Source organism: Lachnospira pectinoschiza (assembly GCF_020564355.1).
Classification (GTDB): domain Bacteria; phylum Bacillota; class Clostridia; order Lachnospirales; family Lachnospiraceae; genus Lachnospira; species Lachnospira intestinalis.
This window is the reverse complement of sequence record NZ_JAJCRR010000006.1, coordinates 135,454-157,965: the sequence shown is the minus strand read 5'-3', so window position 1 is coordinate 157,965 and position 22,512 is coordinate 135,454. Positions and strand designations below refer to the sequence as shown.

The 22,512-nt window shown below is 43.6% G+C and carries 20 protein-coding genes; 1 reads left to right on the top strand and 19 read right to left on the bottom strand.

Going from position 1 to position 22,512, the window contains the following annotated elements:
• Positions 1 to 118: 118 nt before the first annotated feature.
• The 18 genes from LI288_RS12835 to LI288_RS12750 form a co-directional block, all read right to left on the bottom strand.
• On the bottom strand, positions 119 to 436 hold the full coding sequence (locus tag LI288_RS12835) for a DUF6142 family protein (protein WP_022431667.1): 318 nt from the start codon (positions 434 to 436) through the stop codon (positions 119 to 121).
• Positions 433 to 900: a VanZ family protein gene (locus tag LI288_RS12830; RefSeq protein WP_331464654.1), complete on the bottom strand. Its 468-nt coding sequence runs from the start codon at positions 898 to 900 to the stop codon at positions 433 to 435. Before LI288_RS12830 ends, LI288_RS12835 begins: the two co-directional genes overlap by 4 nt.
• Positions 901 to 926: 26 nt before the next feature.
• Entirely contained in the window at positions 927 to 1,079 is a 153-nt protein-coding gene (locus tag LI288_RS12825) for a hypothetical protein (RefSeq protein WP_022431665.1), read from the bottom strand.
• 176 nt (positions 1,080 to 1,255) lie between these two features.
• Positions 1,256 to 1,936: an orotate phosphoribosyltransferase gene (pyrE, locus tag LI288_RS12820; protein ID WP_227090764.1), complete on the bottom strand. Its 681-nt coding sequence runs from the start codon at positions 1,934 to 1,936 to the stop codon at positions 1,256 to 1,258.
• Positions 1,937 to 2,205: 269 nt separating this feature from the next.
• A complete protein-coding gene (locus tag LI288_RS12815; protein ID WP_227090762.1) occupies positions 2,206 to 4,005 on the bottom strand; it encodes a methyl-accepting chemotaxis protein in 1,800 nt (599 codons plus the stop codon).
• 184 nt (positions 4,006 to 4,189) lie between these two features.
• Positions 4,190 to 5,299 carry an MGDG synthase family glycosyltransferase gene (locus LI288_RS12810; RefSeq protein ID WP_227090760.1) on the bottom strand — a complete coding sequence of 370 codons (1,110 nt, stop codon included), beginning with the start codon at positions 5,297 to 5,299 and terminating at the stop codon, positions 4,190 to 4,192.
• Between the two features lie 5 nt (positions 5,300 to 5,304).
• On the bottom strand, positions 5,305 to 5,931 hold the full coding sequence (locus LI288_RS12805; RefSeq protein ID WP_227090758.1) for a glycerol-3-phosphate acyltransferase: 627 nt from the start codon (positions 5,929 to 5,931) through the stop codon (positions 5,305 to 5,307).
• A gap of 162 nt (positions 5,932 to 6,093) precedes the next feature.
• On the bottom strand, positions 6,094 to 7,590 hold the full coding sequence (locus tag LI288_RS12800; protein ID WP_227090756.1) for an FMN-binding protein: 1,497 nt from the start codon (positions 7,588 to 7,590) through the stop codon (positions 6,094 to 6,096).
• Between the two features lie 135 nt (positions 7,591 to 7,725).
• Positions 7,726 to 8,784: an FAD:protein FMN transferase gene (locus tag LI288_RS12795; RefSeq protein WP_227090755.1), complete on the bottom strand. Its 1,059-nt coding sequence runs from the start codon at positions 8,782 to 8,784 to the stop codon at positions 7,726 to 7,728.
• Positions 8,785 to 8,985: 201 nt separating this feature from the next.
• A complete protein-coding gene (locus LI288_RS12790; protein WP_227090754.1) occupies positions 8,986 to 10,011 on the bottom strand; it encodes an NAD(P)H-dependent amine dehydrogenase family protein in 1,026 nt (341 codons plus the stop codon).
• A gap of 186 nt (positions 10,012 to 10,197) precedes the next feature.
• Positions 10,198 to 11,058 (bottom strand): MerR family transcriptional regulator, encoded by an 861-nt coding sequence (locus tag LI288_RS12785; protein WP_227090751.1) that lies wholly within the window; start codon positions 11,056 to 11,058, stop codon positions 10,198 to 10,200.
• A gap of 213 nt (positions 11,059 to 11,271) precedes the next feature.
• Complete coding sequence (locus LI288_RS12780) at positions 11,272 to 12,390, bottom strand: 5-methyltetrahydropteroyltriglutamate--homocysteine S-methyltransferase (protein WP_227090749.1); 1,119 nt, start codon at positions 12,388 to 12,390, stop codon at positions 11,272 to 11,274.
• A 171-nt stretch (positions 12,391 to 12,561) separates the two neighbouring features.
• Positions 12,562 to 14,661 carry an ATP-dependent helicase gene (locus LI288_RS12775; RefSeq protein WP_227090747.1) on the bottom strand — a complete coding sequence of 700 codons (2,100 nt, stop codon included), beginning with the start codon at positions 14,659 to 14,661 and terminating at the stop codon, positions 12,562 to 12,564.
• Positions 14,662 to 14,705: 44 nt separating this feature from the next.
• Positions 14,706 to 15,608 (bottom strand): dihydroorotate dehydrogenase, encoded by a 903-nt coding sequence (locus LI288_RS12770; RefSeq protein WP_022431652.1) that lies wholly within the window; start codon positions 15,606 to 15,608, stop codon positions 14,706 to 14,708.
• Positions 15,608 to 16,375 (bottom strand): dihydroorotate dehydrogenase electron transfer subunit, encoded by a 768-nt coding sequence (locus LI288_RS12765; protein WP_022431651.1) that lies wholly within the window; start codon positions 16,373 to 16,375, stop codon positions 15,608 to 15,610. The genes LI288_RS12770 and LI288_RS12765 overlap by 1 nt, the downstream gene beginning before the upstream one ends.
• 19 nt (positions 16,376 to 16,394) lie before the next feature.
• Entirely contained in the window at positions 16,395 to 17,318 is a 924-nt protein-coding gene (gene pyrF / locus LI288_RS12760; RefSeq protein ID WP_227090746.1) for an orotidine-5'-phosphate decarboxylase, read from the bottom strand.
• 37 nt (positions 17,319 to 17,355) lie between these two features.
• Positions 17,356 to 18,678, bottom strand: coding sequence for a dihydroorotase (locus LI288_RS12755; RefSeq protein ID WP_227090744.1), 1,323 nt, complete (start codon positions 18,676 to 18,678; stop codon positions 17,356 to 17,358).
• A 76-nt stretch (positions 18,679 to 18,754) separates the two neighbouring features.
• Positions 18,755 to 20,917 (bottom strand): sensor domain-containing phosphodiesterase, encoded by a 2,163-nt coding sequence (locus LI288_RS12750; RefSeq protein WP_227090742.1) that lies wholly within the window; start codon positions 20,915 to 20,917, stop codon positions 18,755 to 18,757.
• Positions 20,918 to 21,090: 173 nt separating this feature from the next.
• Here LI288_RS12750 and LI288_RS12745 point away from each other — a divergent pair, with 173 nt between their 5' ends.
• Positions 21,091 to 21,612, top strand: a complete 522-nt coding sequence (locus LI288_RS12745) for a hypothetical protein (RefSeq protein WP_227090740.1) — start codon at positions 21,091 to 21,093, stop codon at positions 21,610 to 21,612.
• A 131-nt stretch (positions 21,613 to 21,743) separates the two neighbouring features.
• Here the strand turns inward: LI288_RS12745 and kduD are convergent, their stop codons facing one another.
• Positions 21,744 to 22,505, bottom strand: a complete 762-nt coding sequence (kduD, locus tag LI288_RS12740) for a 2-dehydro-3-deoxy-D-gluconate 5-dehydrogenase KduD (protein WP_022431646.1) — start codon at positions 22,503 to 22,505, stop codon at positions 21,744 to 21,746.
• Positions 22,506 to 22,512 lie beyond the last annotated feature (7 nt).

Below are 22,512 nucleotides of genomic sequence, written 5' to 3'. Positions count from 1 at the left end.
CTGGTCGCAAAGATGCGATGAGAAATTCGCGTAGGCGATTTCTCATCTGCAATCATGGCTATTTGTTTTCGCTCAGAAACAAATAGCCGTGTGAAAAATATGCTATCAAGCATATTTTTCACACTATGCCCATCATCAGCACTGCTACCATAAATATTGCAAAAATACCACACATCAGGGAACCTGCTCTTGAAAATGTATAAAACTTATCTTCTTCTTTAAAGCTTAACAGTCCGATAACCAACCCAATAACAGAAAGCATGAAACTGAGCAGTCCAAGGCTTCCTACCTCGAGTCCTGCGTTTCCTTTTGCCTGGAATGCAATATAAATGCCATAGCCAAACGACACCAGTGCCGCCAATCCCATGACTGTTGATATCATGCCCCCCAAGGTCTGGCTTTTATCCGAAAATTTATATTTATTAAAAAGTTTCATGATTTTTTCCTTTTCCTATGAAACTGACACATTTTTTTGTAACACAAAAACGTGAGATAGCCCAATACACCACCGAGTGTATTGAGCATTAAATCATCTACATCAAAACTTCCCACTTTAGATACAAGCTGAATCAGTTCGATTGCAAGACTTAACCCGAATGTATACAGCATACACCCAAAAAACTTAATCCGATGGTCTGCAATCAGCGGCAGGCAGAACCCGAATGGCATAAATGCTACCACATTTCCCGCAATATTGGCAAGCACCGCCGTCAGACCAAGCTGCCAGAAGTGATTAACAAACCGCTTGATTTCTTTAAATGGTACAAGATTATACCGGTACGTGCGTGATACATCCGTCCTTCCGAGAATTTCCGCAAAGAACATAAAATATACCAGTGCAGCAATATACGCAATAAAAATCAGCCATTTCAATGTCTTTTTCATTTTTCTATTTTTCACACAATGCCCATACCTTCCTGATACGCTTAAAATAATGTGTCGGATTTATGTGCCAGAAGTCTTGCACCATTTACAATCAGCAAAACTCCTGTTGTAACACCACATACGACTGAAATAATGCCAAAAACAATATTCCCGGCGCCAATTGACTTGATTTTTTTATATAACTTTTCGTCCATACTACTCCTCATTTCTGAGCGACTTTATCGCGAAGCTGCGATGAGAAATTCGCGCAGGCGATTTCTCATCTGCAATCATGGAGATTTGTTTTCGCTCAGAAACAAATCTCCGTGTGAAAAATAAGCGCATCAGCGTTATTTTTCACACTATCCTCATTTCGCAAACATTTACTTCCTTATGCTTCCTTCGCACCGTATTCTTCGTAATACTTGTCAATGGCAGCCTTAATTTCATCATCAATAACCACCTTGCCGTTGCAAGGCTTGTTGTATAAATGTTCTACAACGTCTGACATGCTGACAATTGCATTTGCCGGAAAACCGTACTTTTCCTGAATTTCAACAAGGGCACTCTTTTCGCCTTTGCCACGTTCCATTCTGTTTAAAGACACCATTAAGCCTTTGATTGTCACATCGCCCTGTGCCTGAATAATCGGAAATGTTTCTTCGATGGATTTACCGGAAGTTGTTACGTCTTCAATAATAACTACTTTATCTCCGTCTTTAATCGGGCTGCCCAGTAAGATACCTGCATCGCCGTGGTCTTTTGCTTCTTTTCTGTTAGAGCAGTAACGGATTTCTTTACCGTAAAGTCTGTGATATGCCATGGTTGTTGCCACGCTTAACGGAATACCCTTGTAAGCCGGTCCGAACAGCACATCAAAATCATCACCGTAGTTATCGTGAATTGCCTTCGCGTAATACTCACCCAGCTTTTCAAGCTGTGCACCCGTTACATAAAGTCCTGCATTCATAAAAAACGGGGACTTTCTGCCGCTCTTTAAAGTAAATTCACCAAACCGCAACACATTGCAGTCTACCATAAATTCTATAAATTCCTGTTTGTACTGTTCCATAATCTATAAAGCCTCCTGTTTGTAATACTTTTAACAATTTTTAATATCTTTTTAATGTTGGCGACAAAAGGTCACTCACCCACCTATAAGCAGACTTATGTGGTTTTAGACCTTCTGACCCTGACATTTCTTTTTATTCTAGCATAAATTTCCCGGTGTTTCAATATATGGTTGTTTTTGGAAGAAAAAGGGCAATTTGCAATACAAACTGCCCAATCAATATATGCAGCCGAAAAGAAAGCCTGTTTCTACACCCGGCCGGCATACTCTTATACGATAAATTTTTCAACCTGTGACTTTAATACATCTGCCGATGCATGTGCCTTAGAAGCTTTTTCTTTAATATCTGACGATTTTTCAACCACAACAGTTGTCTTTTGTGCAATATCCGTTGTACCGGAAGCTCCCTCCGATGCCGCCTTACTTACATCACCAATACCATTCATTACCCCACTGATAGAAGCAAGCAATTCTTCTGAAGAGGCCGAAAAATCCGTAACCAGTTCGTCAACCTTTTGCGCATCATCATTATACGAATCTGCCATTTGTGAAAAGTCTTCCAGATTCTGTACAACATCTGTTCCGACAAATTCAAGCAGTCTTGCAGAATCCCCTGCAAGATTATCAACCGCACCCACAACACTTTGTGTTACTTCCTGAATATTAGAAACCGTTTCCTTGGACTGTTCAGCAAGTACACGAATCTGCTCGGCAACAACCGCAAAGCCTTTTCCGGCTTCTCCTGCCCTTGCCGCCTCAATGGATGCATTAAGAGCCAAAAGATTCGTCTGTGCCGTAATCCCCATAATAGATTCTGCCAGTATGCCAATCTGGTCTACGATTTTAATATCTTCCAGTGCCTTTGTCAAATGGTCACTAATGTCTTCATGAATTTCATGTGTATGTTCATATTTTTTCTGCGTTGTATCCTTAATCACAACTGCACGGTCACGGATACTGTCTGCTTCAAGCGCACCATCCTGTGAACGTGTTGCAATGCTTTTCGCTGCCGTTTCAATTTCATGTGACATTGCATCAATCTGCTGTGAGGATGCCGCAGTTTCTTCCATGGCTGCTGCCAGTTCCTGTGTTGTAGCTGACACCTCTTCAATTTCATGGTCAAGGGACCGGACATTTTCATCAATCTCCTCAACCATACCGCTGATATTCGATGCTTGGCCTTTTACCTCACCAATCAATGTACCTACTTCACAACGCATATTTTCAAGGAATACTGAAAGCTGCCCGAAATCGTCTTTTCTCTTTAAAAGTGCCGGGGCAGTCGGCTGTGAAAAATCTCCCCGCCCCATTGTCTTTATAGAAACTACCGCCTTCTTTAACGGCACGGTAATACTGCGTGTAATGACAATCAGCAGGATAATCAGTAAAACTTCAACTGCAATGACCAGACCAATAAAAATCCCTTCCCTGCCAAGCACATAAGCCGCATATTCTGACCGTATACCATCTATTTTTTCATCAATATAATCCGTATAATTTCCTGTTCCGATAACCCATTCAAATGGTGCAAATGCTTTGCTGTAAGAACGTTTAGGCTGATTATCGGTTTCACCCTCCTTCGGATAAACATAGTCTGTAAAGCCTCCTTCAGCCTGCTTTCCTACACGGATAATCTCTTTTACCATTTGGTAACCGTTGCCATCCTTTGTTTCCAGACGATTCGTTCCTTCTGTCTGACTGCCAAGCAGCACAACATTGGTTCCATCATACTGATCAACCCAGAAATAGCCGCCATCCCCATATCGGAGCTGACGTATCTCATCTGCTGCCAGTTTTTTTGCCTCTTCTCTGGTATACACCCCTGCTTCATACTGTGTGTAAATGTTCTGGCACAATGAAATCACATTGTCAACCTGATTCTGAATCATCTCATCATAAGATGCACGCTTATCTGACTCTATCGCTTCCAGTGCCTTTGTCTGCATCGCCTTCATAGATTCTGTCGAAAAAACAACACATGCCGTCATTGCCAAAAATGCGGCCAGCATTACAATAATCAGCTTTGTTCTTACCTTTACATTATTCATACTCTTTACCTCTTTCCCCATAATAATCCTGCTGTCATTGTTTCCCGTTCGTCCTTACTCACATGCATTTTCAATGTACAGACCACACACCGGAATCCAACGTACAAAAAATGCATTTGTCCTTCCCAGGTTTCTGTCTCCCATCACGTACAATCTATATTTATTATGTCACTTTTTACACACTTCGTCAATTATTTATCATTATTTATTCTTTCCCTTCTTCCACCAACTGTCCAAGCTGCGCTGCTGCTGTTCCCGGCACATATTTTTCCTGACACTGAATCATTTTTTTGCGGTTTTCCTGTTTTTGTAATGACAGAACTGCCGCGGTCAGCTCCTCTTTGGGATTGGTGACTGCCAGTGCCATGCCTGTCTTTTTAAAAAACTGCATATTCTTTGTTTCACAGCCCGGAATCGGACAGATGTGAATCAGTGGAATCCGTGCAGCGGCGGCTTCTGTGCTTGAAAGCCCACCCGGCTTTGTAATAAAGATACTGCCTGCCTTTAAATACAGCGGCATCTTATCAGTATATCCGACCAGTTCAATTTTGTCCGCATACCGCTTCTGCAGCCGGCTGTACAGCTGCTGATTGTTTCCACAGACCATAATCAGCTTACATTTATGCAGGGAACGCACACGGTAAAGAATTTCCACAACTTCCTCCAACGCACCAGCCCCCATGCTGCCGCCCGCAATTAATAAATACTCTTTTGCAGGATCCAGCCCCAGCTGTCTTTTGGCTTCTTCCGGTGAAATGCGCTCTACACCCGTGTCCGCCGTCGGTATCCCAAGCGGATATAACTTTTCTTTTGGAATTCCGTATTTCCTGAATTCCGGTATCAGCTTTTCTGACGGAATCACAACATCATCGCAGTCGGTTTCTTCCGTAAACGGAATACATGCATAATCGGTAGCCACAAAAATACTTGGCGGCACTTCCATCCCCATTTTTTTCATATTTGTGATAATCTCCGCCGGATATAAATGCGGTGTAATGATGACATCTGCCGGATGTCGTAAAAGATACTCCTGTAAAATATATGCCATTTTACGGTTAATATAATAAACCGGTGACGGAAACGGCAGACGGCGGTATAATTCTCCCAGCCGGTATACGAATCCAAAAAGTGTGCTGTTTTTCTGTACCAGACCGATATACACTTTATCAATCACACCTGCCAGTCTGTTACTTTTTAGCTGGTAAGGATTTATCATTACCACCTGATGTCCCTGTTTTTGGAGCTGTTTTTGGACTGCTGCCCCTGCGGCATTATGTCCACCGCCTGTTCCGCAGGATAAAATTAAAACATTCATCGGTATCACCTCTTTATCCACAATAACTGAAATGTCATTTTTTCACGTTCTTCCTGGCTCATATGCATTTTAAGCAGTATCAGCAGCGATATCAATCCTACACCGATATGCACGGCTTTGGGCAGATTAGTCTCTGAAAATACAATGATGAGCCAGTTTACAATGTATACCGCTACGGTTCGGTAAAAGTTCGGTGAAATCTGTATTACCAGTGAAAAGAATAAAAAACACACCGCAAGAGAAAGTACCGGATACCACATCGGTATCAGTCCGAGCAGACTGCCAAAACTGACTGCAATTCCCTTTCCACCTTTAAAATGATGCCAGACAGGGAAAATGTGTCCCGCTACCGGTGCTGCCAGCACCAGTGCCAGTCCGTTGCTTTCTGCTAAATTCATCTGTGTCATGTGAACATAGGCATAAACCGGGACAAAGCCCTTTGCCATATCAAAAATCAATGTGCAGATTCCGCACCAGAACCCGCCGTATAAAAATGCGTTTGCCGTTCCCGGATTGGCATCCCTGCTCTGCTCAATTGCATTTTTTCTACCAAAAATTCTGCAAAATACTTCCGCATATAATACACTGCCGGATAAATATCCAATCAATGCATATATTACTGCATATGGCATCTTTTTCCCTCCTGATTACGCTCTGATATTTGTATTTTCATTATGGCACTTCCCGCCTTTTTCGTCAATTCTTTGTCAGACTAACAGCTTTAGAAAAGCAGGGTCTGTCCACTTGGACATTCCCTGCTTTTGTTGGTGCCTGATATTTATTTAAAAATATTTTTAATTTTTTGCAGACTGATACGCACTCGTATATGCCGCCTTTATGGCATTGCTGGACTTTGTCGCACCCGATACACCATCCACACCACTGACACCACCGTTTGCAAGAATCGCTCCCGGAACTTTGGCATTTGCCTGTGAGAAAAACATTTCATCTGCGCCTCCTGCCGTTGCCGATGCGGATACGCCTGTAACGGCATCACCTGAAATTGTCACAACAACCGTAACCGTGTATCCGTATGTATCGCATACGGCAGTTCCTGTATAATCGCCGTCTGCCTTAAATGTTCTCGGTGCTTCTGTCGGCTTGGGTGCTGCTTCTGTTCTTTCTTCCGCCGGCTGACCCGCACTGTCGCTGTCCGAACCCGAACTTCCGCCCGCACTGCTATTTGTATCACTGCCACTTTCAGATACTGTGCCGGAACTGCCGGAGTTCTGACTGTCAGTGTCCTGTTTTTCCTGTCTATTCTCCTCTCCGGCTGTGTTTTCAACTGCCGCCGTTGCCGCATTTTCACCGTCCTGCGCGTTCTCGTTCTCCTGTGCTTCCTGTGAATCACCTGCGCTATCACCGGATTCGCCCGAAGTCTGCTGTTCCTGTGTCACACCGTCCGCATTTGAAACTGTTGCCGTTGTGCCTGCTTCTCCGTTCTTTTTTACACCTTTTTCTGTCTGTGTCTGACTCAGTGTTTTATCTGCCGCCGTTTCCTGCGCAGATACTTTATTTCCGTTCCGCATAAAACACATTGAAAATGCCGCAGTACACACAAGCACTGCACACACAGATACTGCCACACTGACTTTCTTTATAAAAATGCTGTCGGCATCCGGATTTTTTGTAAGCACCCATTTACGGATACGCATCGCCGCATATCCTGCAAATACGATACTGTATACAAGCACATTTACGGCATACATGTGTAGTCCCATGCGCGCATACGGAATATTAATCAGCATAATATGTACATATAAAAGTCCATAAAATACATAGGCGCTCCGCTGAATCTGCTTCCACTTTTTCGGATTCATCTTTTTGCGGACTGCCGGAAATGAAATCACCGTTAATCCAATCATCAATACAATCAGTATCAGACTGATCACCGCTGCACACCGCTGGACTGCCGGTAATGCCGCCGGTGCCGAAAATAACATCTTAAAATACGTCATGCCGTAGGTCAGGTTGTGCGAAAGCACCAGAATTGCCGCCATAATGGACAATTCCCCGCGAATCCGCATGAGCGGTCCGATAAGCTTTGAACCTCTCGGCAATGCACCTGTTATCATGACAATGATAAAAAATGCCGTTCCTATCGTTCCCTTTGCAAAAATGCCCACAATATTCTGCCGTACAAACTGCGGCATTGCCACCGTGCGCAGGCTGAAAATAACAATCGTTACAACTGCCGCACCGATGTAAAAAATATTGGGATACTGCTTTAGCTTGTCTTTTAAAAAGTATACAAATAAGGAAGCTATCACAAGCGCAATAATCAGTAACATAATTTCTCCTTTATCAAGTTCGTTTTTTATTATCCAAGTTAGAAAGATGTACTACTGTTAGCTTTTTCTAACTCTGCTCTATCATAAATATAGAATCCTTTTCTGTCAAGGTCTGTTACTGACAATAATTATCAACTACTTTTTCAAGACATTTACGGTGTAATCCGAGGTAAAATTCTGTGCAATTCCCTCAGAAATATAAATCTGATTGTCTTTTGTAAGTAAAATAACATCAAAATCCAAATCCGTATTTTCATAAAAGCTTTCTGCCTTTTGAAGTCCCATTACAAAAAATGAGGTAGACAGCGCATCTGCCTTTGTTCCGTCTGCGCACACAATCGTAACAGACGTCAAATCGCTGTCTGACGGATACCCGGTCTTTGGGTCGATAATGTGGTGGTAAGTCACTCCGTTTTCTTCAAAATAACGCTCATATCCGCCGGATGTAATGACTGCTTGATCGCTGGTTTCCAGAATGCCAAGATACTGATTGCCTCCCTGCGGACTCTGAATGGCTACGCGCCATGCCGTACCGTCCGTTTTCGTGCCGAGTGTCTGCACATTGCCGCCGAGATTGACCATGCCGTGTTCAATGCCATATTCCTTAAAAATCTGCATGACACGGCTGGACGTATACCCCTTTGCAATACCGCCAAAATCAATCTGCGCATTATTTTTTAAGACCAGTTCGTGGTCCTTTAACGATGCATTTTCATAGGATACTCTTTTTAACGTTTCCTGTAATTCGTCCGCCTGCGGCACTTTGTAATTTTTCGTGGTAAATCCCCACAGCTCCATGACCGGATAGATTGTAATATCAAATGCACCGTCCGTCTTTCTTGAAATTTCAAGGGACTGCTCCACTAAATATGCTGTTTCGTCAGACACTGTAGCGCTTCCCTGCATATTGGCAGTTGTGACGTCACTGTCCGTATTTCCTACCGAAAACATCGCATCCAGTCTTTGAATCTCATGAATTGCTGCCGTCACGGCATCCTCTGCCTTTGCTCCGTATGCCGTCAATGACATGTAGGTATCCATTGCAAAAATATCGGATGAATATTTGTCATTTTCTGAAACACTTTCGCTCTGCACGCTGTCTGCTTTTTTGCCGCATGCCGTCATGCCTGCCGCCAGTATCACGCACATTGCGGCGACGGCTGTTTTCTTTAATATAATCGCTGCTTTTGTCATTTTGTTTCTCCATTCTGACCGTAGTTAGTCACGTAAAACTATATGCCACATCGTTGGAATTGTCAAGCTGCTACATCGTGTCCAAAATCCGCAAAAAAAAATCCCCGCATAAAGAGAATCTGTTCGACTCTCTTTATGCGGGGATTTTTTTTACAAACCATGTCTGCACAGTATTCTGTTATTCCAGTTTTAATATTTAAACTACAGATAGTATTCCATTGGATATGTCGGATAAGCGATTTCCTCCAGCTGATCCATCGTAACTAACCCTGCCGGAGCGCGCAGCACTGCCGGAATCCGGTTGACAATCGTTGCACAGGTATGCTCAACCGTTGCCGGTTTTACAACATGGAATTCCGTATCCGGTTCACCTGTAATCTTCCAGTCGCACATATCACCATCGTCCGGACCATAAACCTTGCCGATACACTGTGTTTCAATAACCGGTCCCTGGAATGTTTCGGTAGTTACAACTGCCGCCATACCGATACAGTTGCCTTTCGGTATCGTTGCATTCATGGTTGATGAGAACAAATCACTGTCATGGAAATACGGTACACATTTCTGTGTCTGGCTCTTAATCGTCCAGCCCATTTTTGATGCAAGTGCCTCATTGGAATTCCATACATAAGAAGGTTCAATCTCCTCCGGGTGTGCAATCTGTTTTTCAAATTCTTCCGATGTTAAGCCTACGCCGTGAGCTTTTGCAAGTGCCAGTCCGTAATCTTCTACGTTATAGCTGACTGCGCCTTCAATTTTTTCAATCTTGTGACAGCCGCCTGCTACCATGCCGACCATATTCACCCAGAAAATATCTTCCATGCCGCTTCCTACAAAAGTACAACCGTTTTTCTTGGCGGTAACATCTAAGATATTGGCACGAACCGGGTCTGTTGTCCAGCAGTACGTTGCTTCTTCACAGGTTGTAATCACACTGATTCCACGTGTCAGACATTTCATATAATGTGGAAAGCAGTCACTTACCAGACTAAACAGCGTTACAACGGCAATATCCGCATCCGTGTTGTCAAGCACTTCTTCCGCATTGTCGCTGATTAATACGCCGGTCTTTACACCCAGTCCCGCATAATCGCCGATATCCATGCCGACAATAGATGGATTACAGTCGATTGCACCGACAATCTGACAGCCGGTTTCATACAGATACCGCATTGTGTACTTGCTCATCTTGCCACAGCCATACTGAATTACTTTAATCTTCTCCATAACATCCTCCAATTCTACACCGCTTCCTTTTAAAATCTGTGTCCTGCGGTGCAAGGACAGTTTCAGACGAATCCTCATTCACGCTTTCGCTTTTCACTATTCAGCATATATTACGCGAACTGATTGTTAATTATTTAACTTTCCGTTGTATTCAGTATAATGTCTAATCTTAGATGAGAGTCAAGCCTATTTTTCCATTTTTACCGGCACCTGAAGCCGCAGATACATCGAGCGCTTGCGGCTGTCAAAGACGTTCATTTCCATAATTTCTTCGCAAATATAATCACCGCAGATTTGATAGCCGTGTTCGCGGCAGTACGCCAAAAGCTTTTTCGCACAGTCGCGTTCCTCATCAAAATCTTCCGTATAAATACATGCATACATGCCATTCTCGATTGTCTGCACACAGTCTTTCATCGGAAAATCGTCATCTACAAAGATAAAGATTTCTTCCGAATAAAAGGTCAGTTTTTCAAACAGCTCCCGCCGCATAATCGTCCCTGCATTGCAGTAATAAACCTGCGGAATATGAAATTCCATCAGCTTATTTTTTAACTGCTTTAAAATCAATTCGTACATATCAATGTTATAATCGTAAAAATTGGTATCCACACACATCGAGTAAATCGTCCTGTCCGGTATGTATTCCAGTGTAATCGTGCCGCTTTTCGGCGATTTCTTATACCGTTCAATGCTTGCAACCGTCCTGTCAATCGCCTGCATTTTAAATTTTAATTCCTGCATCTGGACAACCGTCTGTTCCTTTTTCTGCCGTAAAATCTGCTCAATCAGATTAATATCCTGTTTATCGAACAATTCTTTAATTTCTTTTAATTCCATGCCCAGTTCTTTCATGTACTGAATCATATCAAACCGGGCATTCTGCTTGATGTCATAATACCGGTAATGTGTTTCCTCGTCTGTGTAATACGGTGTCAGCAGTCCCATTGAATCATACAGCCGCAGTGTCGGTACAGTTGTGCGGTTGATTTTTGCCATTTCACCGATGCTGATATATCTGTCTTTTTTCTCCATATAATTTTTCATTCCTATTTTGCAGACATTTTAATGCCAAAAAATAAACCCTAATGTAACATTAGAGTTTATTTTATCATAAATATTCTTATTTTTCCAATCCGGGACTGCTTTTTATAGTTTTACATTAACCCCGACCATCCTCGTAAATTACACGGGCATATATAAAAATACCCTGTATGTCTGTCTGACATATTCTTTTACATTCTAATATGAATCTGTTATTTATCCCCACACCTTTTCTGCGATTTCCTTTACCAGTGCCAGCTTTGCCCACTGTTCTTCTTCTGTGAGCTTGTTACCGATTTCACAGGAAGCGAATCCGCACTGCGGACTTAAATACAGTCTGTCTAACGGCACATATTTTGCTGCCTCGTGGATTCTGTCAATTACTGCCTGCGCATCTTCCAGCTTCGGGGACTTTGTTGTAACCAGTCCGAGTACAACTTTCTTATCGCCCTCTACATATTTTAACGGTTCAAATCCGCCTGAACGCTCATCATCAAATTCCAGATAATATGCATTGACATTTTCCTTTGCAAATAATGTTGCCGCTACGCTGTCATAAGCACCGCTGCTTGCATAGGTAGAATGGAAATTGCCGCGGCATACGTGTGTATTGACAATTAAATCTTCCGGCTTTCCTTCAAGCGCGCTGTTATTAATCTCTAAAAGCTGTTCCTTAATCTTTTCAAGTCCCTTTGGTGTTACGCCGAATAATTTACAAGCCGCCGGGTCTACCACCATGCCCCATGAGCAGTCGTCCAACTGAAGATTTCTACAGCCTGCTGCATAAACCTCTTTGATAAATTCACGGTATCCTTCGGCAATATCCTTTGCCACTTCTTCCTGCGTATCGTAAAATTTCTTGGTATTGCTCCATGCAAAAGGCATAATCATCTGTTCCAGAAACTGTGCCGGTGCCGGAATGGTCAGCTTTGCAACCGTATTTTCATCTTCCAGTGTCTTTACAAATTTAAAATGCTCTACAAACGAATGATTTTTCTTATAAGAAATCTTTCCCGTCACATATGTATCATCAATCATTGCAGCTTCACCGTGGAACGGAAGTCCCGTTTCGGTTTTGCTGTGTCCGACTCCGTCAAATGCCCACATAAAATCCAGATGCCATGTTGCACGGCGGAATTCTCCGTCTGTAATAACGTGATAACCTGCCTCCTTCTGCTTTGCAACCAACTCTGTAATTGCCTTATCTTCTGTCTTTTTCAATTCCTCTGCGCTCATTGCTCCTGCTTCGTAATCCGCTCTTGCTTTCTTTAAATACTCCGGTCTTAAAAAGCTTCCTACAAAATCATATCTGAAAGGTGTATATAACTGGCTCACTTTATGTTTCCTCCTGCTTCCTTTGTTTTGTCGTATTATAACGGACATTTTCCTATCTGTATAATATGAATTCATTAAGGTTGTCCATAGTTTAAAACTATATCTGTAAGCTAAAAAAATGTAAGCCGCACTGACAGCCTACACTTTTTATCACCACTCCTGATAAGGAGCTTACACTTTTTTTAACTCTGCACGAAACATAATCTTTCTCGTTCCGGTTAATTTTTCAAAATCAATTTCATACGACTGGGTGGACAGATTGATGTCTACAATCGTTCCGACACCGAAAATTTTATGCTCTACTTTATCGCCCACATCAAAGGTCTTCTTCGGCAGCATCTGCGGTGTGGTCTGACCGTTTTGGACGACATTTCCCACACATTCCAGCAGGTTGTAGTCAATATCCTGTATAAATGCCGACGGACGCACCGGAAAGCCTTCCGACTTTGCCGCGTAGCTGCTTAGATACAGCCGTGTCTTTGCCCGTGTCACCGCCACGTAAAACAGCCGCCGTTCTTCTTCCAGCTCATCTTCATTGCGCAGGCGCCTGCTTGGAAACTGCCCGTCTACCAGTCCACAGATAAACACAATATCAAATTCCAGGCCCTTTGCCGTGTGAATCGTCATGACTTTCACAACATTTTTTTCATCGTCATCATCCTGAGCCGTAAACAATGCAAAATGTGCCAGCAGTTCTTCCAGCGAAAGCTTATCCTGATTTTCCGCTTCCATTGCGGCAATGGCTGTTATCAGTTCCGTCACATTATCCAGCCTTCGCTGTTCCACGTCCTGCTCCAGTTCCTCGCGGTATCCGAAATCCAGTACCCGGTTGACAAGCTCTTTGCATGAATACTTATCATATTCTTTGTGTAATTCCGATATATTTTTATAATAAGTATCAATAACCTCTTTTTTGACAATGCCCTGTTCAATCTGTTCGCCGAGCGCCTGAAACAGCCCAATTTCGTGTTCTGCGGCATATTTTTTCAAATCTTCTATGGATTTCTTGCCGAAACCCTTGCGCGGTCTTTTTATCGTCCATAAGAAATCCAAATCATTCGGTGCATAAACCATGCGCAGATAGGCAAGCACCGTACGGATTTCCTCCGAATCATAAAATCTTGCACCGTTTAAAATCTTATACGGGATTTTCTTTGCAAGAAAGGCTTCTTCCAACGCCCTTGTCTGGGAAGCCGCCCGCACCAGTACTGTATGGTCCGCATATTTTTTCCCGGTTGAAACCGCCGCGTCTATCTGTTCTGCAATCCATACCGCTTCGTCTTTTTCATACGGCAGACAGTTATACACCGGCTTTGCGCCATGTGGATTTTTGGTATACATCTGCTTTTCCAGACGGTTCTGGTTCTTCTCAATTAAAGAATTTGCCGCCGCTACAATCTCCGGCGTACTGCGGAAGTTACGGCTTAACGAATAATCCACAACATTTTCATACCGCTCATTAAAATGCACCATATATTCCACATCTGACCCGCGCCAGCCGTAAATGCACTGGTCGTCATCGCCCACGACTGTCAGGTTATGATATTTTCCGCTTAATAAATAAAGTAAATATTCCTGATTTTTATTTACGTCCTGATATTCGTCACAAAGCAGATACTGACAGCGTCCCTGCCATTTTTCGAGTGCCTCTTTATACTGCGTGAGAATGTAGATTGCAAACTGTATGATATCCTCAAAATCCAGCACATAATTATCGCGCTGTTTTTTCAGATAAGAATAGTACACCTGATAAAACGGATCTTGTGTGTGACTGATTTTCTTTTGCAGGGCTTCCCTGCCGGTATCTAACATCAGCGGAATATAGGCTCTGTCCTGCTTTTCCTCACAGATTTTGTCCGCATATTCCTTTGCCGTAAAATCTTTTAACGAAAATCCCAGTTCATCGGCGACTTCACGAATCAAATCCACCTGCGCTTTCTTATCCAGAATCACAAAAGTCTTCGGATAAGAAAGGCGGTAGATTTCTTCTTTTAGAATTAAATTACAATATCCATGAAAGGTTCCCGCATAACACGTTGCAAAGTCCCCTATCATTTTTTTCAGACGGTACTTCATTTCATTCGCCGCCTTATTGGTAAATGTCATGGCAACGATGGACGACGGCTCGACATACAGCTCCAATATCAGATAGACGATTCGTTTCGTCAGTGCAAATGTCTTTCCCGAACCCGGTACCGCACGCACGCGGATATTGCCTTCTGTTGCTTCTATAATCTGCTGTTGTTCCTTTGTTGCCTGTCTTTGTGACATTTTCTACCTCCTGCGCCGCTTCCACTCCGCAGCGTCAGCGGTTATTATTTTACACATCCAATCAGTTCATGAATGTCTTCAATGTTATTTTTCTTCATATAAGCGGCGATGCCGTCTACAATCTCAACGGTTGCTGTCGGATTATGGAAATTTGCCGTGCCGACAGCTACCGCACTCGCGCCTGCCATGATAAATTCAAGGGCATCTTCTGCGGTTGCGATACCACCCATACCTATGATTGGCAGACGGACTGCATTGGCTACCTGATAAACCATGCGTACTGCGACCGGTTTTACTGCCGGACCGGACATACCGCCTGTTTTATTGGCAACTGCAAATGTTCTCCTGTTAATATCAATCTTCATGCCCGTAATCGTATTAATCAGTGAAACCGCATCGGCGCCGCCCGCTTCTACTGCCTTTGCCATTTCCGTAATATCGGTTACATTCGGGCTTAACTTCATAATAACCGGGTGCTTTGCGACCTTTTTCACTGCCGCCGTAATCCGTTCTGCCGAAGCCGGATTCTGACCGAAAGCGATACCGCCTTCCTTGACATTTGGGCAGGAAATATTGATTTCAAGCATGTCCACCGGCTGTTCGCTTAACTTTTCCACCGCATCGACATAATCTTCCTCTGTTTTTCCACAGACATTGACAATAATCTTTGTATCATACTGCTTTAAAAACGGAATATCTCTTGAAATAAACGTATCCAGTCCCGGATTTTGCAGACCGATTGCATTAATCATGCCGCCGTAGGTTTCTGCAATACGCGGTGTCGGATTACCCGGCCACGGTACATTGGCAACGCCCTTTGTCGTTACGGCACCGAGCTTATTCAAATCAACGTATTCTGCATATTCCATACCGGAACCAAACGTGCCGGAAGCGGTTGTAACAGGATTCTTCCATTCAACTCCTGCAATATTTACGGATAAATTCATTACAGTTCTACCTCCTCTGCGTTAAATACCGGTCCTTCTTTGCAGACTCTTTTGTTATGTACCTTCGAATGGTCGTCTACCTGTGTGGACTTGCATACACAGGCAAGGCACGCACCGATTCCGCATGCCATTTTTTCTTCTAAGGACAGGTAACATTCCAGTCCGTTTTCTTTTGCATACTGCTTAATAGCACGAAGCATCGGTGTCGGACCGCATGCAAATAAAATGTCACCTTCAATGCCGCATGCCTTTACGGCATCCAATACATTGCCCTTTGTTCCGGCACTGCCGTCTTCTGTTGCCAGATACACTTTACCGTATGCTTCAAATTCATCATTTAAAAACAATTCATCACGGTAACCCAATACAATGCTCTTTTCACAATCTAACTGCTTTGCCAGCTCCAACATCGGCGGAATCCCGATACCGCCGCCAAACAAGATCGCTTTGCGTTCCTTTGATACCTTTGAAATGTCATAGCCGTTGCCAAGCGGTCCCTGTACTTCAAGGGTCTGTCCTGCGTGCATTGTTGCAAATTCCTGTGTGCCTTTTCCGATTGCCCGGTATACAATGCGCAGGGTATCACCCTCAATGCCGCAGATACTGATTGGGCGCGGAAGAAGCCGCGAACCGTCGTTAGAATAGACGGACACGAACTGTCCCGGCTTTGCTTCCTTTGCAATATTTTTTGTTGAAAAACACATTTCATAAATGTCCGTTGCGATTTCATCTGCACGTACAATCGTTACTTTTTCTCTATATGCCATTTCTGCTCCTCATTTCCGCCTACTTGTGTAATGCACCGTTAATGTCGGCAATCATATCGAGTGCCGCCTGTCTGGAAGCTTCTGCGAAATGCTCCTCACCGAATTTTGCGTACTGTTCCTTTGTATAAGCCGCAATAATGCCTCTTGAGCTGTTGACAATCGCACCTAAACCGTCTTCGTTAAAGAAATGTACCAAATCCTCTGCCTTACCGCCCTGTGCACCGTAACCCGGTACTAAAATATAAGCCTTTGGCATAATCTTACGCAGGGTCTTGCCCATTTCCGGATACGTTGCACCGACAACGGCTCCGACATAACTGTAGTCATCACCCATACATTCACTGCCCCACTCGGCAACCTTTTCACCTACCAGCTCATAGAGCGGTCTGCCGTCAATTAAACGGTCCTGAAATTCGCCACTGGACGGATTGGAAGTCTTAACAAGAATAAAGATACCCTTCTTTTCCTCCTTGCAGACCTTTACAAATGGATTGATGCCATCTGAACCCAGATACGGATTCACCGTTGCAAAATCTTCGTTAAATGCGGAAAGCTTCTTGCTTCCAACCTGCACCTTTCCCAAGTGTGCAACGGCATACGCTTCTGATGTCGAACCGATGTCCCCACGCTTTACGTCACCGATAACGACCATGTCCTTTGACTTACAATAGTCTACGGTCTTTTGGAATACCTTCATGCCTTCAATGCCAAACTGCTCATACATTGCAACCTGTGGCTTGACTGCCGGTACAATATCATAAATATTATCTACAATCGCCTTGTTAAACTGCCAGATTGCTTCTGCCGCACCTTCTAATGTTTCACCGTATTCCGCAAATGCGGCTTTCTTTAAATGTTCCGGTATAAACTTCATCATCGGGTCTAATCCGACTACAACCGGTGCGTTCTGCTTTTTAATTTTGTCTACTAACTTGTTAATCATTTTTGTCTTCCTCTTTCTGCCGGTACAGGCGTATTTATTATATGAGTTTTGGAACGTCTTTGTCTACTATAATTTCACAGCCCGGCCTGTATGAATATACAACCTTGCCGTCTGACATTGTATATCTGACTCTGCCCTTAACTGTCTTTCCGTTAAACGGTGTATTTTTTCCCATGGATGCAAACAGGGTGCTGTCAATCACATATTCTTCATTTGGGTCGATAATCGTAATATCTGCCGCACGTCCCGGAAGCAGTGTTCCTTTGTCGCTGTTGATAATCTGCGCAGGCTTATAGCTCATGCGTTCTGCCATCTGAAGCGGTGTTAAAACACCCTTGTCCACCAGCTCCGTAATCGTCAGGCTCACAGAAGTTTCAAGTCCCGTAATGCCAAATGGTGCTTCAGCAAACGGACGCTCTTTTTCTGTTCTGTGGTGCGGTGCATGGTCTGTTGAAATCACATCCATAACCCCTTCCTTTAAGCCTTCCTTTAACGCTTCGCGGTCTGCCTTAGCACGCAGTGGCGGATTCATTTTGTAGTTTGCATCATCACCTGTGATATCATCTTCCGTCAGTGTAAAATGGTGTGGCGTAACCTCTGCTGTTACATCTATTCCTTCTTCCTTTGCAAGCTTTGTCATCTTCACACTGTCCACGGTTGAGCAGTGGCACAGATGCAGTCTTGCGCCTGTGTTTTTTGCAAGCAGGATATCTCTTGCCACAATGACGTCTTCCACCGCATTCATAATGCCGTAAAGTCCGAGTTCTTTGGCTCTGTTGCCGGCATTCATCACACCTCTTGCAACTAAATTTTTATCTTCGCAGTGTGCAAATACAGGGATTCCGACTTCCGCAGCCAGACGCATTGCCTGTCTTGCCACTCTCGCATTCATAACAGACTTGCCGTCTTCGCTGACCGCAACCGCACCGTTTTTGTACAGATTTTCAAAATCTGTGATAAATTCTCCGTCCTGTCCCGCCGTAATTGCTGCAATCGGAAGAACATGGATATCTGTTACTTCCTTTGCCTTGTCAATCACATACTTCACCATTTCCACGCTGTCTACAACCGGCTTGGTATTCGGCATGACACAAACGGTTGTAAATCCGCCTCTTGCCGCTGCTCTGGCTCCGGTACGGATTGTTTCCTTATGTTCAAATCCCGGCTCCCGGAAATGTACATGCAGGTCAATCAGTCCCGGCATGACATAAAGACCTTCTGCCTCAATTACATTTTCCGCATCGTTACTGATATGTTCTGCAACCTCTTTAATAATACCGTCTTCCACAAGAATATCCCTGATGCCGTCTGTGCTGCTTGCCGGGTCTAACACCCTGCCACCTCTGATAATTGTTCTCATCTCTACCTCATTTCTGCGGCATGCGCCGCCCTCGCATTTTAATTTCTTTTATTGTTCTTATATTTATGGTTCTTCCTTACTGCTCCGGCTTCCATGATGCTAAGTACTTTTGTTCAAAATCTTTTGCAGCTGCCGGTTTTCCAAAATAGAATCCCTGTATATAATGCACCCCCAGACCTCTGAGCAGCTCGTACTGTTCCTGATGTTCCACGCCTTCAACGACCAGCTTCGTGCCGATGGTTTTTGACAGTTCCACAATCAGCCGTACAAATGCCTGTGCATATTCATCTTCCAGAATATCATCGATAAATGTCTTATCCACTTTGATTAAATCCAGCGGAAGCTGCTTGATATAATTTAACGAAGAATATCCGGTTCCAAAATCGTCCAATGCAATCCGCGGACCTAATTTTTTAAGCCCCTTGATAATCTCAAGGACACGGTTCATATCGTTAATAGCAAAGGACTCCGTGATTTCCAGATTAATATTCTTTGGATTTACACCCGTCTTTAAAAGGATTTTTTCAATATTTTTTACCACATCTTTCTGGAGCAGCTGAACTACCGACAAATTGACATTGACATGAAAGTCGGGATAGCCGTGCTCGTTCCAGTATCTGCACTGATTGCAGGCTTCTTCTAACACATAGTCCCCGATGGAGGTAATCAGTCCAAGATATTCTGCAAGCGGTACAAAGTCGCTCGGTCCCATAAATCCGAGAGATTTGCTGTCCCATCGCACCAGTGCTTCACAGGATGTGCATTTTTTTGTCACTGCATCTACTACCGGCTGGTAGTATACCAGAAACTCCTGAATCTCTGAGGCCACTGCCTGCCGCATATTATTTTCAATATCCAGCCGCTTGCTGACATTTTCACTCGATGTATTGTCGTAAATGCTGTACTGGTTCTTACCGGCTTTCTTTGCCTCATACATGGCAATGTCCGCCGTCTTTATAATATCGTCCACTTCCGTTCCGTCGTCCGGAAAAAAGGCAACACCCATACTCATCGTACAGAAGTATTCTGTTTCCATCAGATACCACGGTTTACGGAACATCGCAATAATATTTTTAACAATCTTTTCCCAGATATTAAAATACTGCGGCAGAATAATGATGACAAATTCATCACCGCCCATTCTGTAACAGTGTCCGCGGATTCCCGCAATTCCCTGCAGTCCTGCGGCGACCTGCTGTAACAGTACATCGCCGTACTGATGTCCCAGTCCGTCATTGATATGTTTAAAATCGTCCAAATCCATAAACAGCACGGCACCTTTTTCTTTGTCCCGCACCGCTTTACGGACAATGTGGCGCAGATCATTTTCACATTTCATACGGTTATACAAACCGGTCAGGAAATCGTTATGTGCCTGATACTCGATTTTCTGCTGGTTCTTTTTCTTCTGTGTTACATCAACCGCCGTGCAGACTACTGCCGGATTGCCGTTTAACCACCTCAAATCCGAAAAGCGGACCTCGTACCACAGCCCGGACTGGGCATCACAGTATTCCTGGATGCTTTTTGTATTTTCACCTGTAAAATAAAATGTCACACAGGTCTGAATGACCCGTTTAATATCATTGCAGTTTTTCACAATATCATTTTCAAACAGCACTTCTTTCGTCTGTCTGTCATACACCATAATACCCGAATCAATACTTCCAAGAATTCCCTTTAATACCTCATAGGAATAGGATAAGGAATCTTTGCTGATACGTTCCTGCATAATGCTTTGAATTACATTTGCTACATCCGATACAAAACGAAGCTGTTCTGCATCCAGTTCTACATCGTTTGTACTGTCCGATACACACAGATACATCCGGACTTTATCTTCCGCTTTTACCGGAGCCGTCACGCTCGTTTTGATATTTGCATCCGCAAGTGCCATACGCACCGGCTCCTGTGCCGTGTCTGCCCTGTAATAGCACAGTTTCTCACCATAAAGCGGACTATCTGCCGCCGCTTTTACCTGCCGTTCTACAGTTCCCTGCGGCGCAGTCTGTGCCGCTGCCGCCTGCACTTCTGCAGCTTGTATCAGATGGTGTCTGCCGCCATAGGAAAGTACCGGATACAGACAGGTTCTTTCTTCATCATACTGCATAACAGTGACATCCGGCATTTTCAGATACTTTGATACATTTTCCAAAATGACATAAATGACATCTTTAAAAGGTCCTTCATTTTCCAGCATACGAACAATGTTAGACATGACCTGACTTTTCACCTTCATTTTACCTCATACCCCAAAACTTGTGTTTTGTACTATTATACCTTATTTGCACAGGTTTGGAAACCTTCAGTTAGAATTTTATTTATTTTTCATTGTATTCATTTTGCCGGCATGGTATTATTTGATATAGACTTAAAGAACAAAGTGTCCTGCACTTTGGAACGGAGAACATTATGGATTATATTAAATACGAAACCACACTCAAGGCAAGTGGCAGAGAATATTCTAAGATTGTATTCTGGAACCGTTTTATCAGAAATCCCATCGAGCTGATTTTAACATGGCTTCCCGCCGCGATTACAATTGTCTGCATTGCACTCGGCTGCTTTTCTTCTTATCTTGCCGTCATTTATGCAGCATGCTGGTGCTATCCCATTTATATTTTTGGTTTCCAGTTTAAAAGCAGCGTGAATTATCACTTAAAGAACAGAGATGCTTCCGAATCCGCACCATGTACAATTACACTGATGGAAAGCGGCATCCTTGCTGAAATCCCGGAATTTGAACTGACCTATAATTATAGCTGGGACGATTTTACAACCATTTATGATAAGTTTGGTTATTATATGTTTTTTGAGAAAGGGAAAATGACCGTCATGCTGTGTCAGGCAGATATGCCTGAACAGGAACGTCATGCCGCCGCAGATTTTATTAAAAAGAATGTCAATCAAAATATCTGCCGCGTATTATTTTAATGATATCAGGGTCACAAAGTCTTTTAATTTAAAAATAAAACCGCAGGAACATTTTGTATCTGCACCTGTCTTATGACTTGTGCTTACCGGAAGTTCCTGCGGTTTTTATTTACGTTGCTTTTTTACATCGTTTATCGTGCGAGCCAGCCACCGTCTACCGCTACAGTGTAGCCATTTACATAATCCGATGCTTTGGAAGCCAGCCATACAACTGCGCCCTGCATATCTTCCGGTGTTCCCCAGCGGCCTGCCGGAATTCTTGAAAGAATCTCATCACTTCTGTCATCATCACTGCGAAGCTGTGCGGTATTGTTCGTTGCCATATAACCCGGCGCAATCGCATTGACATTAATGTTGTATTTTGCCCATTCATTGGCAAGCGCCTTTGTCAGCCCCATAATGGCACTCTTGCTTGCCGTATAGGAAGGCACGCGGATTCCGCCCTGATAGGAAAGCATGGAAGCCACATTGATAATCTTGCCGCCGTCCTGCTGCTTGATATACTGCTTTGCAAATGCCTGGCTTAAGAAAAAGACGACCTTTTCATTAATATCAATGACCGTATCCCAGTCTGCTTCTGTCACATCGACAGCATCACAGCGCTTAATAATTCCTGCATTATTTACCAGAATATCTACTCTGCCGTACGCGTCCAATGCACCGGAAAGTACGGTATCTACTGCTGCGGTTGTTGACAAATCTGCCAATACCTCTGTAAAGCTTCCGCCAAATGCTTCAATCTTTTCTTTCGTTTCCGCACAGGAACGTCTTCCGACACCGACAACCTTTGCACCTGCCTCGGCAAGTGCGACTGCCATTCCCTGTCCCAGTCCGGTATTGGCACCGGTCACAACTGCAACTTTTCCATCCAGTTTAAACAAATCAAGAATCATTCACATT